9 protein-coding genes are annotated in these 16,093 nt (G+C 57.7%); 3 read left to right on the top strand and 6 right to left on the bottom strand.

The features are described 5' to 3' along the window. Positions 1-137: 137 nt before the first annotated feature. Positions 138-1,757 (top strand): MFS transporter, encoded by a 1,620-nt coding sequence (locus AC0V6Q_RS07805; protein ID WP_486167829.1) that lies wholly within the window; start codon positions 138-140, stop codon positions 1,755-1,757. Further along, the gene (locus AC0V6Q_RS07800) at positions 1,754-3,130 is read left to right on the top strand and encodes an alpha-amylase family glycosyl hydrolase (protein ID WP_486167828.1); all 1,377 of its coding nucleotides are present in this window, start codon (positions 1,754-1,756) and stop codon (positions 3,128-3,130) included. Before AC0V6Q_RS07805 ends, AC0V6Q_RS07800 begins: the two co-directional genes overlap by 4 nt. Positions 3,131-3,139: 9 nt before the next feature. Here the strand turns inward: AC0V6Q_RS07800 and AC0V6Q_RS07795 are convergent, their stop codons facing one another. After that, positions 3,140-4,828: a CRTAC1 family protein gene (locus AC0V6Q_RS07795; protein WP_486167827.1), complete on the bottom strand. Its 1,689-nt coding sequence runs from the start codon at positions 4,826-4,828 to the stop codon at positions 3,140-3,142. Between the two features lie 156 nt (positions 4,829-4,984). Here AC0V6Q_RS07795 and AC0V6Q_RS07790 point away from each other — a divergent pair, with 156 nt between their 5' ends. After that, positions 4,985-7,057, top strand: a complete 2,073-nt coding sequence (locus tag AC0V6Q_RS07790) for a glycoside hydrolase family 97 protein (RefSeq protein WP_486167826.1) — start codon at positions 4,985-4,987, stop codon at positions 7,055-7,057. A 13-nt stretch (positions 7,058-7,070) separates the two neighbouring features. On the opposite strand, the gene AC0V6Q_RS07785 is transcribed toward AC0V6Q_RS07790, so the two are convergent. The 5 genes from AC0V6Q_RS07785 to AC0V6Q_RS07765 all read right to left on the bottom strand — a co-directional run bounded on the left by AC0V6Q_RS07785 (position 7,071) and on the right by AC0V6Q_RS07765 (position 15,995). Further along, positions 7,071-7,976 (bottom strand): alpha/beta hydrolase, encoded by a 906-nt coding sequence (locus AC0V6Q_RS07785; RefSeq protein ID WP_486167825.1) that lies wholly within the window; start codon positions 7,974-7,976, stop codon positions 7,071-7,073. Between the two features lie 53 nt (positions 7,977-8,029). Next, on the bottom strand, positions 8,030-9,613 hold the full coding sequence (locus tag AC0V6Q_RS07780) for a sodium/sugar symporter (RefSeq protein WP_486167824.1): 1,584 nt from the start codon (positions 9,611-9,613) through the stop codon (positions 8,030-8,032). A gap of 54 nt (positions 9,614-9,667) precedes the next feature. Further along, positions 9,668-12,061: a glycoside hydrolase family 3 protein gene (locus AC0V6Q_RS07775; RefSeq protein ID WP_486167823.1), complete on the bottom strand. Its 2,394-nt coding sequence runs from the start codon at positions 12,059-12,061 to the stop codon at positions 9,668-9,670. Between the two features lie 112 nt (positions 12,062-12,173). Next, the gene (locus tag AC0V6Q_RS07770; RefSeq protein ID WP_486167822.1) at positions 12,174-13,130 is read right to left on the bottom strand and encodes a glycoside hydrolase family 16 protein; all 957 of its coding nucleotides are present in this window, start codon (positions 13,128-13,130) and stop codon (positions 12,174-12,176) included. A 78-nt stretch (positions 13,131-13,208) separates the two neighbouring features. Continuing rightward, complete coding sequence (locus AC0V6Q_RS07765; protein WP_486167821.1) at positions 13,209-15,995, bottom strand: TonB-dependent receptor; 2,787 nt, start codon at positions 15,993-15,995, stop codon at positions 13,209-13,211. Positions 15,996-16,093 lie beyond the last annotated feature (98 nt).

Raw genomic sequence — 16,093 nt, 5'->3', positions numbered from 1 at the left:
GCAGGCAAATTGTCTTCCGGGAGCAGGCTTGCGAGAGGCAAGGCTGGCAATTGCGGCGATATTGTCGCTGCAGGGCAAAGTTTGAGGCCAGAGCGCAGTCCGTGTTAGCAGATGCGGCGGTGCAAGGGAGAGCAATAATGGCGACAATTGAGACCCAGGGATCGGGTCGCAAGCCTGCTATGAATGCAGGTCAGATCTGGAACATGAGCTTCGGCTTCTTGGGCATCCAGATCGGCTTTGACCTGCAAAACGGCAATGTCAGCCGGATATTCCAGACGCTTGGCGCCGAAGTGAACGAGCTGGCGATCCTCTGGATCGCAGCGCCCATGACGGGTCTCTTGATCCAGCCGATTGTGGGTCACCTTTCCGATAACACTTGGGCCAAATTTGGGGGCAACTTTGGCCGACGCCGTCCTTACTTCCTAATCGGTGCAATCCTTGCGAGTCTTGCGCTTTTCATCATGCCCAATTCGCCAACGCTTTGGGTGGCGGCGGGGATGCTGTGGATCATGGATGCGTCCTTGAACATCACGATGGAACCGTTCCGCGCCTTTGTTGGTGACAATCTGCCCGATAGGCAGCGGACCAAGGGCTATGCGATGCAGAGCTTCTTCATCGGTGTGGGGGCAGTGATCGCCGGGGCGCTGCCGTGGATCATGACCAATTGGATGGGGCTGTCCAACGTCGCGCCCGAAGGCGAGATTCCCGAAACGGTCCAATGGGCATTCTACATCGGCGGTGCGGCCTTGTTTGCTGCGGTCGCATGGACGGTATTCAAGACGAAAGAGTATTCACCCGATGAACTGGCCGGGTTCGAGGCGGCGCGCAACGAAGCGCTGGGCATTGCGGGCGATGCCGGCGACACCGTTCAGCGCACAAGCGGTCAGTTCAACACCGGTGGCCTCGTCTGGCTGGCCTTGGGGCTGGTGTTCGCAGGTCTGGTATTTGCGGGGCGCGGGGATGCGCGGCCTGAATGGCTTGGCGAATTGGAAATCGCGCAAGAGCTTTATGTGCTCGCCGGCCTCATCGCTGCCTTTGGCGTGATCCAATTGGTCGCCGGGATGATGCGTTCTGGCGGCAAGGACCAGAACGGATTTATGGAAGTCGTGAACGATCTGTTCGCCATGCCCAAAACCATGCGCCAGCTGGCGGTGGTTCAGTTTTTCAGCTGGTTTGCGATGTTCTCCATGTGGATTTACGGGACGCCCGCCGTGGCGGAATTTCATTTCATGTCGCCCGATCCTGCGACCCAGGGGTATCAGGATGCAGCTGACTGGTGGAGCCTTCTGGGATCGGTGCGGAACGGCGTTGCAGCTGCTGCCGCGCTTGGCTTTATCATAATTGCCGCAAAGATGAATCGCACGCACCTTCACGCGGCCAATTTGGCGATTGGCGCGGCTGGCTTTGCCAGCATGCTGATGATCCGCGACCCTGATCTTCTGTGGCTTCCGATGGTGGCTGTCGGCATTGCCTGGGCGTCGATTGTATCGCTTCCTTACGCCATTTTGGCGGGATCTGTTCCGGCGAAAAAGATGGGCATCTACATGGGGATATTCAACATCTTCATTGTGGTGCCTCAGCTGATCGCAGCAACGCTTCTGGGCTTCTTGCTCACAACATTCTTCGACGGCGAACCGATTTACGCGATGGCTATTTCGGCGACGTCATTCACCCTCGCTGCGCTCGCCACGTTCTTTGTGACCGATGGGACCAGCGCAGCACTTGAAGCGCGCAAAGGCGCATCGGCACCGGCATGACAATGATGAGAACCCTTGTTTTCGCAGCCGCCGCGCTCGCCCTCGTCGGCTGTGATACGGCGGCGACGACCACCTCTTATGAGCCGGGCGATGTTGTGCAGGTCCAATCCGCCGATTGGGTTGCCGATGCGGTGATCTATCAGATGAACACGCGCCAGTTCACGAGCGAGGGGACATTCAAGGCGGCGCAAAAGCAATTGCCGCGCCTTGCCGAGATGGGCGTCGATATCATCTGGTTGATGCCGATCCACCCCATTGGCGAGGAGAAGCGCAAAGGGAGCATGGGCAGCCCCTATGCCGTCAAAGACTACCGCGCGGTCAATCCGGACCTTGGCACCGAAGAAGAGTTCCGCGCCTTCGTCGATGCAGCCCATGAGGCTGGCCTTAAGGTGATCCTCGACTGGGTGGCGAACCATTCGGCGTGGGATAATCCGCTGACCATCGAGCATCCGGAGTGGTATTCTCGAAACCCCGAAGCTGAGATGATGCCGCCAGAGGGCACCGATTGGTCTGATGTTGTCGACTTCGATTATTCCAACGCGGATCTGCGCGAATATATGACCGGAAGCCTTACCTATTGGGTGCGCGAATTTGATGTGGACGGATACCGCGCCGATGTTGCCGGTTTTGTCCCGCTCGATTTCTGGGAGACGGCGCGTGCGGAATTGGACGCGATCAAGCCGGTCTTCATGCTCGCCGAATGGGAGCAGCGCGACCTTCACATCAACGCGTTCGATGCGACCTACGGCTGGGGCTGGAAAGAGGCGATGCAAGAGCTTGTCGCCGATGGAAGCGGGGCGGGCGCGATGCGTGGATATTACCTGTCGCAAAAGACGACATGGCCGCATGCCGCGATGCGTATGGTCTACACCGATAACCACGATCAGAATTCATGGGACGGTGTGGCTTCGCAAATATATGGCCCCGCTTACGAAACCGCGATTGCGCTCAGCTTTGTCGGGCCCGGCATGCCGCTCATTTACAACGGGCAGGAGGCTGATCTCGACCGCCAGCTTGCCTTTTTCGAGAAGGACGAGATCGAGTGGCGCGATGGCCAATACGCGCGCCTGTTCAAGCGTCTGATCGCGTTGAAGACCGGGGAGCCTGCACTGCATAACGGGCGTCACGGCGCGCCCTTTGTGGAGGTTCCGAATTCTGCTCAAAGCGACGTGCTGAGCTTTGTTCGCGGCGAAGGGGAAGCCCGCGTGTTTGCAGCTTTCAACCTGTCACCGCGCTGGCAGGATGTGAGCTTTGAGCTCGCCCGCCACCACGGTGAGTTTACCGACGCGATCAGCGATGATGAGGCGGTATTCGATGCGCAAAGCACGCTGTCGCTGGGCCCATGGGACTACCGCATCTACACCGCTAACTAGGCCGTGATACTAGGGCTGCTCGATCACCAATGTCTCGCCCGCAGCGATATCGGGGCGGATCGTCTCGGTTCCGTCTGGCCAGATAATGCGCAGATCTCCACTGGTGTTGGGGCCAAGGCCGAAAATCTGATCGGTCGAATTGTGCGATGTGAAATTGCTGTTCGCAGCCACCATGCGGGTCTGCCTGGTGTCTGAGACGCTTAGCTCCACAATCGCGCCAACGGCAAAAGTGTTCGGGGCCTTGCCGCGCAGGCGCACTTTGATCGCATTCGCGCCCGACATCTGGTTTTCCCAGAAATAGGCGGCCCCGCTTGCCTCTGCGGTCAGCAACAGCACATCGACATCGCCGTCATTGTCAAAGTCGTCGCAGACCACGCCGCGGCCTTGATCGGTCTCAGCGATGGAAGAAACATCGGCAGCATCTGCGAAGGTGCCATCGCCCCCGTTCATCCAAAGCCGCGTTACATCATTGACGTAATTGGAGGCAGACGGGTCCTTGCCCGCTTCCCAGCCGTTGGTCTGATAAATGTCGAGCCATCCGTCTGCGTTGAAATCGGCAAAGCACGATCCCCAACCCCAACCGCCCGGTTCGACGCCGGAGGCCCCTTGGCGGGTGAAGCTGCCATTGCCCGCGTTTTGAAATAGGCGGTTCCCGTTGATGGAGGACACGAACCAGTCGAAGTCGCCATCATTGTCATAATCCCCGATCGCGGCTCCCATGCCGTTTTCATCATCGGGGGTGAAGGCGCTGGCGCTAAAGGTTCCATTTCCATTGTTGATAAGCACTTTGGACCCGCGAAAATCGGAAACCATCAAAATGTCGAGATCGCGGTCGCCGTCGATATCGGCAAAGCCGGGCGCAAAGGTGTAATCGAAATTGGGGCCAAGGACGCCTTGGGGAAGGTCGAACGCGAGAAGGGCAGATATCCCGCTGGTGTTGCTGACAGGGGTGAAAGACATTGCGCCGCCCGCGCTATCATTGCGCCACAATGTCTCGGTCTCGCCAGGTATATCGGGATTTCGCGGCGTGCCCCAATGCGCCATCAACACATCAAGATCGCCATCTGCATCATAATCGCCAAGCGCGATGGAAATGGTGTGGTCAGAGCTGGCAAGGTCAAAGCCGGACCCTGCGCTCACATCGCTGAACTTGCCCGTCCCGTCATTGGCAAACAGCTTGATCGGACCGCCTTCAAGGCCGCCCATGACAAGATCAAGATCGCCATCGCCGTCCAGATCGCCAAAGGTCGGACCAGAGTGGCGGCCATTGGTGGTGCCCTGTGTCATGGCAACGCCAGCGCTCGCCGCGCTTTCAACAAAGCTCCCGCCCTGATTCATGAAAAGGAGGTTTGGCCCGCTGTCACCGCGCGTCACAAACACATCAAGATCACCGTCATTGTCGATGTCGCCCGATGCCGCGCCGCCTGCGAACTGGGCGACCATGGGGTTGAGGCCGGGACCAAACCCGAAGCCGAAGGAAAATCCGAAAGCGTCGGCGCGATTGACGAAGCTTGTGGCCTCACCTGCGGGCAGTGTCGCGCTTGCCGGGGACCCGATCCCTGTTGGCGGAGGTGTGGTTGCTGTTCCTGTGCCGGGCGTGCTGCTTGAGCCGGAGCTTCCGCCTCCGCCGCCGCAAGCAGAAAGAGCCGCCGCAAGAGCAGCTGTGGCCAGTAAATGAAGCTTGGTCTTGTGTGTCATCCCGATCCTCTCCCCAAGGATATGCAAAAAATTGCATAAAAATTGCTTGGACAAAAGCCATAAATTCGAGATAACCGCATTTCATCGTCGGAAATTTGCAAGTTTTTGCATAAATTTGCACCGCAGAACGAAAATGCCTTGCAGTGGGAGAGTTTGATGCCGGGCCTTTGGATGAAATGTGTTGCCGCTTTGACGGTTACCTTTGCGATTGCTTCGCCTGCTCAGGCAGAGGAGATTTCCGCAACATCACCCGATGGCAACATCGTTCTGACCGTTTCGGATAAGGGCGGGCACGCCAGCTATTCGGTCAGTTATGATGGCAAAGAGGCTGTGACGACATCGCGCCTTGGCATGCTCTTTCGCGACCATCACGGGTTTGAGGATGGCCTATCCATTGCGGGCTTTGCCACCGAGAGCCACGATGCGATGTGGGAGCAACCTTGGGGCGAGCGCCGCATGGTGCGCGACGAACATGAAGAGCTTTCTGTCACCTTTGCCGCCGAAGAGGGGCCCGCGCGCCAGATCACAGTGCGCTTCCGCGTGTTCGATACAGGTGTGGGTTTCCGCTATGAACTTGCCGAGCAAGACGCTTTTCAAGGCCCGATCGCGATCACCGACGAGCTAACCCAGTTTTCAATTGGCGACAAAGCGGACGCATGGTGGACGCCAAGCCGCCAGTTCAACCGCTACGAATACATCTATCGCACGGGCAAAGCCGGCGTGGTCGATGATGCGCACACCCCTGTGACATTTCGCAAGGAAAACGGCGTTCATCTCAGCATCCACGAGGCGGCCCTGGTGGACTATTCTGCAATGTCGCTATTGGCGCTGCGTCCGGGCTCGTTCGAGGCGGCTCTACGCCCCGGTTCTGACGGAGTGAAGGTGCACACCACGGCGCCTTTCAAAAGTCCGTGGCGCACCATTCAAATCGCGCCCGATGCGGTGGGCCTCATCAATTCCGACATCATCCTCAACCTCAACGAGCCGAACAAGCTGGGCGATGTGTCATGGGTAGAGCCGGGCAAATATGTTGGTGTCTGGTGGGAAATGCACATTCGCGACCGCACATGGGGCAATGACGGCATCCACGGCGCGAACAACGCCGATGTGATCCGCCACATCGACTTTGCCGCAAAGCATGGCTTTAAAGGTGTTCTCGTCGAAGGCTGGAACACCGGATGGGACGGCGACTGGTTCAACAATGGCGCTTTGTTCAGCTTCACCGAGACATACCCCGATTTCGACCTGCCGATGCTGAGCAAATATGCCGCTGACAAGGGCGTGCGCCTGATCGGCCACCACGAGACAAGCGGCAATGTCGCCAATTACGAAGCGCAAATGACCGACGCCTTCGCGCTTTATCAGGCAAACGGCATTCGCGAGGTCAAAACGGGCTATGTCGCCGATGCAGGCGATATTGTGCGCTATGACGAAAACGGCGTGAAGCAGTACGAATGGCACGACAGCCAGTTTATGGTCGGCCACCATTTGCGCGTGTTGGAAGAGGCGGCAAAGCACCGCATCTCGATCAACGCGCATGAGCCGGTGAAGGACACTGGCCTGCGCCGCACCTATCCCAACTGGATGACCAGAGAGGGCGCGCGGGGCATGGAGTTCAACGCCTGGGGAACGCCGCCCAATCCGCCAGAGCACATCTCGATCCTTGCTTTTACGCGGATGCTTTCAGGGCCGATGGATTTCACGCCCGGCATCTTTGATTTGAGGCCCAATGAGAAGCCCCCGTTGCGCGAAGATATGCAGCGAGGTGACCCGTCAAACCGCCCCCAGACGACGCTCGCCAAGCAATTGGCGCTTTATGTTGTGCTCTATTCCCCGCTGCAAATGGCGGCCGATCTGCCCGAGAATTACGAAGCGCGCATGGACGCCTTCCAGTTCATTAAGGACGTCGAGGCCGATTGGGAAGAAAGCGTCGCTGTCGCGGGCGAAGTGGGCGAATATGTTGCGATTGCACGCAAGGGCCGGGCAGGGGGCGAGTGGTTCCTTGGCGCTGTTACCGATGCCGAGGAACGCGAGCTTTCCATCCCGCTGACATTCCTGGACGCGGGCAAAAGCTACACCGCGCAAGTTTACCGCGACGGCGCCAATGCACATTGGGATCGCAATCCGTATGACATCGTGATCGAAGAGATCGAAGTCACGGGCGGCGAGGACATGACAGCCAAGCTCGCTTCATCGGGCGGGATCGCGGTTCGTTTTATCGAAAAGTGAGCTAGCCCAGAACTTAAGTCAGCACCCAGCCAAGCACCTCTGGAAGGCGCAAGCCCCAAGCGTTTTCCTCGTGTTCGGCGCCGGGATAAACGCGGCTTTCCCAGTGGGTGCCGCGTTCCCAGCCGCTTAGCCTCATCACCCTGTCAACTTCCCGTTGATAGGACGGATAAGAGGCGTCCAAAGTGGCGGTGCCGTGGTCGAACCATAGCTTGCGGCCAAATGGTGCCCCAAGCTTGCGGACGAGCAGTTTCTTCCAGATATCGCGCATCTCCACATCAGCTCCTTTGACCGACTGCGGCGCAATTGCGGGCCAATGTGTGCTCACGCACCCGGCGCGGCCAAAAATGCTGGGAAACTCGAGAAAGGCGTAAAGACTGATCAACCCGCCCATACTTGAGCCGATGATGGCTGTATCAGTGGGACCTGATTTCGTCCGCAAATGACGGTCGGCCCATGGCTTCAGCACGCTAGCGATCCAGTTGATGTAGGCGCGTGAGACGATGGGCTTGCCATTGCCAAACTCGTCCATCTTTGCGCGCAAAAACGGGCTCGCCGCGTCATAGGCGGGCTGCGGCATATATTGGCGATACCGGTCCGCACCTGGTGACCAGATGCCAACAATAATCCACGGGTCTGTGCCCGTTGCCTCCGCATGGCCAAGCATCGCTCTATCCGCTGCCCACACCTTGTTGAAATTGGAGAGCGCGGGATCAAACAGGTTCTGCGCATCGTGCATGTAGAGGACGCGGTAACGCTTGGTGTTCGTGTCATAGCCCGGCGGCAGCCAGATCGAGAGCCGCTGCTCTGGCAGGCCGAGCGCTTTGACACCGGAATATTCGAGCATTCGCCCACCGGCTTGGCTAGCGATCAATCCCTGAGGCAGGCTCGCCAGTACACCGGTCGCAGCGATAGTTTTCAAGGTGGAGCGCCGGGTCTGCATCGGTGTGAACCTAATACATCACCGGCAGTTCGTCACCACAGCCAGACATAAAGTCCAATCAACATCGCCACCGTGATCGCGGCCAGCGTGTTGAATAGGGTGCTCGTCGCAAACGCGATATCCGACAGCTTGACGGTGCGCTCTTCATCCGGTGCAGCGGTCATGCGCGACACTACCGCTGCTGCGACCAGTGCTCCCAAGAAGACGAACCAGATGCGGATGATGAAAGGCACGTCCGGCATACCGAATTTCAGCGCGATATTGACCACCAGCGAGCCGATAAGCGCGGTAAAGGCGCCTGCTGCATTGGTCTTTTTATCGAAGAAGCCGAGTAGGAACACCACGACGATCCCCGGCGCGATAAAGCCGGTGTATTCCTGAACGGTTTGGAATCCGCTTTCAAACCCGCCGATAAATGGGCGCGCGAGCACAAGGGCGATTGCCATTGCGCTAAACGCTGCGATCCGGCCTACGGTTACATAGTGTTGGTCATCGCGTTCAGGGCGCGCTGCCTTGTAAAGGTCCATGGTGAAGATCGTTGAGATCGAGTTCATCATCGAGGCAAGCGATGAAACCACCGCCGCGATAAGGGCGGCAAAGACAAGCCCGCGAAGACCAGCAGGCGCGAAGGCCATCAACTCGCCATAGGTGCGGTCCGATTTCTCAGCCAAAGCCGCGCCATCTAGCATGCCTTGCTGAGCCAGGATCACAGCCGCGATGCCGGGCACCACAACGATGAACGGTACAAGGATCTTGAGGAAGGCTGCAAAGGCGAGGCCCTTTTGCGCTTCGCCAAGGTTCTCTGCGCCAAGGGCACGCTGAATGATGTACTGGTTGAAACCCCAATAGCTGAAATGCAGTACCCACAGTCCGCCGAGCAACGTCCAGATACCCGGCAGATCGTTATAGGCAGGGTGGTCTGGTTCAAGGATCATCTCGAAATGACCCGGCATCTCGCCCATGAGATAACCAAAGCCTGCAAGTGCGCCATCAGCAGGCAGTGCGTCAAGCGCAAACCATGTGATCGCAAGCCCGCCGATAATCAGAATAACGACCTGAATGATATCGGTAAGGGCAACCGCTTTGAGACCGCCGTAAAGCGAATAGAACGCTGCAAATCCAGCCAGAGCCATCATGCAATACATGATCCCCCAACCGGTGAGCGATTGTACCGCAAGTCCGCCCAGCCAAAGCACTGTGGTAAGGTTTACAGCGGTGTAGAGCGCGACCCAGAAGACGCTCATCAGGTTCTTGACGCCTTCGCCATACCGCTGCTCCAGGAACTGCGGCATGGTGTAGATTTTGCGTTTGAGGAAGATGGGCAAGAAGAACTTCGCAACGATAATCAGGACAATCGCCGCCTGCCATTCATAGGCCGCAATCGCGACGCCAACGGCAAAACCTTGGCCTGATTGGCCGATGATTTGTTCAGCGGAGATGTTGGAGGCAATCAATGAGGCCCCGATTGCCCACCACGGCAAAGCGCGGCCGGCCAGGAAGTAATCCTCAGTGTTCTTTTCGTGACCCGCAGGCTCCCGGCTGACCATCAAGGCGATGCCGAGCAATGCAATCGCATAGCCCACAATGATCACAATATCGATTGTCTCCAGCGTCACACGCGCTCTCCCCGTATTATTTTCTTTGCAGTGCTTATGCTTTCAGGGCGAGCCCTAGAACGAACACTGTGTCCCCTCAGAGTCTTCCAATGCGATCGAAGCGATCCGGATTTCAAATGGTGCCTCAGACGCGATCGTTAGTGCGTTACTTAGCCCCTCAAGGCAATCCCGCGTCAGCAACATTTCCCGCCATCCTTTGCCTTCGGCAACCGACAGGTTTTGCGTGATGTCGAGCGTGCTTCCCCCGCTCGACAGAACAACTGGTCCGGAAGGGCGCTGTGCCACTTGATATTCGATCCGGTAGGCGTTGCCCCCTTGCGGCCCGCTGAAATCAAGAGCGGTGCCGGGACCGAACGCGATTGTGCGTGCGTCTTCCTGCGCATTTCGATCAAGCCCGCGAACGACAACGCCGCCCGCGCTGCCGCGAAAATCGGGCAGCTCGTTGCCTTTGGACAAAACCTTGACCCTTTCGGTCAATCGCCCAGCCGCAAACCATTGCGAACTGCCGCCAGCAGTCAGGACAGCGCAGGTTTCATCAAGGTAGGCAATCTCGCTCGCCGCGCCGTAATCGAGGCCGAACCCCAACGGGAAGAGGGATCCTTGCGGGCCATTTACCGGATTGCCGTCGCACGCCATAGGCCAGCTGAAGGAAAGCCGTCCAGTCGGGGAACGGCTGCCGAACAGCACGTCGGCCACCCCTGCGCCTTCGCTTCCCGGGAGCCATGCTGCGACAAAAGCGTCAGCGGCGTTGATTTCGCGGTTCATCCACATGGGGCGACCCGAAAGGAAAACAGCGACCGTTTTGACGCCTTGCTCGCGATAGGAGCGCAGAAGCTTCAGCCCTTCTTCATCGCGGAAGACCATGTCTTTGCGATCACCGACAAATTCGGCGTAAGGCTTTTCGCCAAAAACCACGATTGCAACATCGGCTGCGCCTGCCGTGGGCACGCCGCCCTCTGCCAAGAGGGTCGCATTGCCACCAGAGGCTTTGGCCGCCTCTGAAATGCCGGCGAAGATGGATGTTGCGCCGGGGAAGTGTTCCGCCGTCAGCTCTCCGCCGCCCTGCCAGGTGACCGACCAGCCGCCTGCTTGCTGCGGAATGTTATCAGCAGCGGTGCCGGCCACAACGATGTTGGCCCCTTCCTTGAGCGGAAGAACACCCGAATTCTTGAGAAGCACAAGCGATTTTGCCACCGCCTCACGCGCTATGTTGCGGTGCGTGTCCGAACCCAGCAAATCCCATTTCCCGGCATTGGCGCGTTCAGACGGGCGCACTTCGGTCGAGAACATGCCAAGCTGGTCTTTCATACGAAGAACCCGCAAAACCGCCTCGTTCAAGCGTTCCATCGGGACAGTGCCGTCCTTCACTTGCGCGAGGAGCGTTTCGTAGAGGCCCTTCCAGTCTTCGGGAACCATATAGACATCGAGCCCGGCAAGGAGGGCCTGAGGACAATCGGTGTTGGTGCACCCTTTGACTTGCCCGTGGCCGTTCCAGTCGCCGACAACGAGGCCTTCAAAGCCAAGGTTGCCGCGCAGTTCATCGTTCAAGAGCGGGCCATTGCCGTGCATCTTGCTGCCGTTGATCGAGTTAAAGCTTGCCATGACGCTGGCAACGCCCGCCTCGATCGCAGCGGGGTAGGGCGCGGCGTGGATAGCCATCAGTTCAGCCAGATCGCCGTTTACATCACCCTGATCGACGCCTTGTTCGGTGCCGCCATCACCAAAGAAGTGCTTGGCAGTGGCTGCCACGCGTCCTTCGCCAAGGAAATCGGGATCGCCGGGCCGTCCTTGAAGCCCTTCGATCATAGCAGCGCCCATGGCCGAGACCAGAGCGGGGTCTTCGGAATAACTCTCGTAAGTGCGGCCCCAGCGATCATCGCGGGCAACCGCGACGGTTGGTGCAAAAGTCCACTCGATCCCGGTGGCTTCGATCTCGATAGCAGTGGCATGGCCGATGCGGCGGATGAGGTCGGTATCGCCGGTTGCGCCAAGGCCGATATTGTGCGGAAAGACCGTCGCGCCGATGATATTGGCATGACCGTGCACCGCGTCCGTTCCCCAAAGCACAGGGATAATCGGTTCGCCATCAGGCAAAGGTTGCACCGAGGCGTCCCAATATGCGTCCGCCAACTCCAGCCATTCGGGCGCAGGCGCCAGATCATTGTTGTTTGGCCCCGAATTGCCACCATTCAGCACGGTACCAAACCGGTATTTCGCCACGTCTTCGGGCGTGATCGAACCGATATCGGGCATGATGAGCTGAGCGACCTTGCGTTCCACGCTCATGCGCGAGACGAGATCCGCGATCCGCGCTTCTCCGGTCAAGGGAGCCTCCACCGATGATGCCGAAACCACAGGTCGGGTATCGCCGGAAACATTCGCCGAACAGGCCGTCAGCATTGTGCCACAAGCAAGCGCAGCAAGCGGCGATAGTGCGAAGCGTTTCATCGTCCTGTTTCTCTCATCTTAAATCAAGAAGGGTGGGCAGTGCATCCCGGGGCTCACGCTCCGGAAATCGGGGCTTCAAAGCGATTGTGACATGCCTTGAAGTGTGGCCGGATCATTGGCTTGATCCCTGCCTTTCGGCTTCGATCAGGCTCGAGGGGCGATAGACCCTGACATAATCCACTTCCATTCGCGCCGGGAACGCGTTGGGATCAATACCTTTTTGGCCGCCCCAAGTGCCGCCTACGGCGAGGTTCAGGAGAAGGTGTTGAGGTTTGTCGAAAGGCCAGCGTGTCTGCTTGTCGCTCTCTTTGCGGAAAAGGAACTTGGGCGCATCATCGACCGCAAACATCAGCAATTGAGGAGCCCATAACAATTGGTATTTGTGCATGGCATCGCACGCGGTGGGCACTTCATGCTGGCTCGTTTTCTGCGTGCCGCGAGAGAAGTTGAAGGCGGTGGTGTGAATGGAATGATGGATTACACCCGGCTCGAAACCGACGTGCTCCATAATATCGATCTCGCCGCCTGCAGGCCAAACCACATCGGGGTCTGATGGCAGGGTCCAGATCGCAGGCCATGTTCCCGTGCCACACGGCAGTTTAGCGCGAATTTCAAAAAAGCCATATGTCCAGTCGCCCAAACCCTGGGTGATGAGGCGGGCCGAACTGTATTCCTGTCCGCCCCAATCAGCCAAACCGGCAGGTGCCAGATCTTCTTTGTGCGCCTCGATAACAAGGTTGCCATTCTCGACACGCGAGTTCTCTAGGCGCCCGGCTGCATAGTACTGTTTTTCGTTGTTGTACCAGCCCTGCTCGTTGCGATGGGTGTCGTATTTCCATTTTGTTGGATCGGGCAGTCCTGGCTGATCAAATTCATCGGACCAGACAAGTTCGAAGCCTGCGGGCACCTTGGTTTCGACGCTGCTTGACGGCACGTGTTCAGCGGAAGATTGCGACGCTTGTGTCGCTGCGGATGCCGGGCCGCTCTCCTGGGCTGCGACGCCTGCCATGCCCATAAGGCAGGTAAGCCCGATCCCGGCAGCAAAGCTCGTGAAAACGATGCGTGTCATCTGTCCAATCCCATCTTGTCAATCGAGGCGGGAGGCGCGCCATATTTGGCTCCGCCTCCCGGCGATTGTATGACCGCTTTAGAACCTTGCGCGGATGCGCACACCATAGGTCCGTGGGCGGATGAAGAAGCGGGTGTTATCAAACTGCGTGATGATAATCGCTGCTTCTTCCTGTGCGTTGAGGACGTTGTTACCATAGACTTCAAAGCGATACTTGCCTTCGTCATCGATGGTCCAGCCTGCGCCAATGTCGAGGGTGAAGTAGCCGCCAATACGGTCGAGCAAACGACCGTCTGTGACTTCACCGATCGGCTCACCTGTCACATCGTCGAATTCCTGACTGTTGAAGATCGTATGGAATTGCGATGAACGATAGCCGAGCGATGCCACCCAATCGACCTGACCGGTGGGAAGATCAATGGCTTGGCTCAGCTTACCGTTAAGCTGCCAGCGTGGTGTACGCTGGAAACGGAAACCGTTAACATTGCGGAAGAAGCTCACGCCGCCGTTCACATCCGCCTGGAAACGGAAATCAGGGATCGGATCGGCGTCTTTGATCTGGGCCTCAAGCCAAAGGGCAGAGAAGTCAAAGTTGATATTGCCCGGAAGGCCAAACCCGCCTTCGATTTGCGCACCGTAAATCTCAGAGTTAGCCGCGTTATAGCTGAACGAAACAACCAGATCGGTGTTGGTGCCGTCGGGAATAGGAACATCCTGACCCAGAATGCCAATCGCCGTTTCAGCAGCGGTTGCGACACTCAGGAGGCCCGTGAACACCTGATCGGTGTAGTCATTGTAGAAGAGCGACGCGTTCAGATATGCGCGGCGTCCGCCAATATCGAACTCGTTCTTCGAGCCCAATTCGTACAAGATAACCTGCTCGGTGCCATAGGTCGGCGACACACCATTGTTACCAAGGTTATCGTTGAACCCGCCCGATTTGTGACCGTTGGCAATCAGAGCATAGAGCAGATTGTCAGGCGTTACGTCGAGCTCAGCGCGAAGGCGCCAGTCGATGAAGTCATCCTGAAACTGGCCATCTTGCTGGAAGATTTGCCCCTGGAACGGCACAGCGAAAGTGAACTGGCTGTTGAAGAAAGGATCACCTCTGGTGAAGCCGTCGCAGAACAGGCCGTCAAAGCTGATTGTGTCGAGACACTCTGGCGCACCGGGGCGCTCAAACACATCGCCGGGCAGCGGGCCAAAGTCCAGAATGTCGTCAAGGTTATCGCGTGCGCCGGGCGTAGCGATGCCGTTGCGGTGGAAGGCGAAAATTTCAGCTTCGGAAATCGCGCCATCGCCATCGGTGTCAGGATCGATGATCGTGCGATCAAACGCTGCGAACTCGAACCCTTCGGTACCGACGCGAACACCCAGACAGCACTCAAAGCTACCGCCACCAATTGCCAAGCCATAGCGCGCAGCCACACCGGTGCGTTCCTTGCTGTCATCGGTGTAGCGAAGACCAGCAGTCAGGCGGATGTTCTCTGCAACCTCAAAGGTCGCATCACCGTAGATTGCGTATGAATCGGTTTCGGTTTGCGTGTTGAACTCAACCCCCTGGAAGAAGGTCCCCCGGTCACCCGTTGAGCCGAGGAAAGAGCGCTGATCTTCATTGATGTAGAGACCACCAAGACTCCAGATGAACGGCCCTTCCGAGTTATAGATACGCAGTTCATGGAAGTGCGAACGCGAGTCCGAGATAATCCGGAAGCGAGAGAAATTGTCGAGGTTCTCTTGAAGGATGATCGGGTCATTGATCACATCGCCGGGTTCTGGCGTGAAGATATTGTCGCGCTCTGACAAACGATCCAGCACGCCGGGGAAGGCAGGCGAAATCGGCGTCGTGGCCTCATAGTCGTACACTGCATCGCGGTAGCTGCCTGTGTATTCGACGTTAAAGCCGTCACCTTCGTATTCAATTGTTGTGCGAATGCCCCAGTGATCGGTGTTTAACTGAGGTGTAATGCCGCGTGCGATCACGTCGCGTGGGTCGATATTGTCGAATTGCTCTTGCGTGATGTCGCCATCTTCAAGCGCACCCAAAGCCAATGCGTAGTTGGAACCGGTGTAGCCCGTGCCGTTTTCAGCGATGTAGTCGCCTGCAACAAGGATGGTCAGACGGTCGGTAGGCTCCCACAGGACCTGCGCGCGGCCAGACCAATTGTCCTGAGCTTCCGCCACATCGATGCCCTCAACCGGCCCGACGTTGTTGTAATAGGAATCGTTCGCCTGATGGAGGCCGGAGAAACGCACAGCAACGGTATCAGACAGCGGGATATTCAGAACCCCGCGAAAAGCGCGTTGGTTGAAGTTACCGTATTCTGCCTCAACCATTCCATCGAAACCACCAAGTCCGGGACGGAAGCTGATTGCGTTGATCGAGCCGGCGGTCGCGTTACGCCCACGAAGCGTCCCTTGAGGGCCAACATTGACTTCAACACGCTGAATATCGTGGAAAGCAGAACCGATGCCCGAAGGGCGAGGGATATTCACACCGTCAAAGTGGAATGCGGCGGCCGGATCGCCCAATTCTGTGTTGTTGGATGAACCGATACCGCGAATGTAAACTTCGACATTGCCCTGATTGTTGGCAATCGAGAGGCCCGGAACCTGGTTCTGCAGATCGGTTACGTTTTGTACGCCAAGGGCTTTCAGGTCGTCACCAGTGAAAGCGAACGCAGTTCCGGCAAAATCCTGCAAGGTTTGTTCCCGGCGATCAGCTGTCACGATGATGGTATTGGCATCATCGCTTGCTTCCACAGTTTGTTGATCTTGTTCGGCACTTTCATCCTGCGCCATGGCCGGCGTGGATAGTGCGATAGCGGATGCCCCAAACGCAAGGGCAGCGGTAAAACGACGCATTTATGAACTCTCCCAAATCCCAGAATCGCCCTCTTCCGGAACGATACCCAGTCTTTCGCTAACCCGATTTGTGACCGGTCACAAGAGAAAAATGTGAC

The organism is Erythrobacter sp. S227, assembly GCF_057364925.1.
The sequence above is the reverse complement of the archived record's forward strand: the minus strand, read 5'-3'. Positions and strand labels throughout refer to the sequence as shown.

Coding starts and splice junctions, on each gene's coding strand:
- AC0V6Q_RS07805 (WP_486167829.1), top strand. CDS start 138: ATGGCGACAATTGAGACCCAGGGATCGGGTCGCAAGCCTGCTATGAAT.
- AC0V6Q_RS07800 (WP_486167828.1), top strand. CDS start 1,754: ATGACAATGATGAGAACCCTTGTTTTCGCAGCCGCCGCGCTCGCCCTC.
- AC0V6Q_RS07795 (WP_486167827.1), bottom strand. CDS start 4,828: ATGACACACAAGACCAAGCTTCATTTACTGGCCACAGCTGCTCTTGCG.
- AC0V6Q_RS07790 (WP_486167826.1), top strand. CDS start 4,985: ATGCCGGGCCTTTGGATGAAATGTGTTGCCGCTTTGACGGTTACCTTT.
- AC0V6Q_RS07775 (WP_486167823.1), bottom strand. CDS start 12,061: ATGAAACGCTTCGCACTATCGCCGCTTGCTGCGCTTGCTTGTGGCACA.
- AC0V6Q_RS07770 (WP_486167822.1), bottom strand. CDS start 13,130: ATGACACGCATCGTTTTCACGAGCTTTGCTGCCGGGATCGGGCTTACC.
- AC0V6Q_RS07765 (WP_486167821.1), bottom strand. CDS start 15,995: ATGCGTCGTTTTACCGCTGCCCTTGCGTTTGGGGCATCCGCTATCGCA.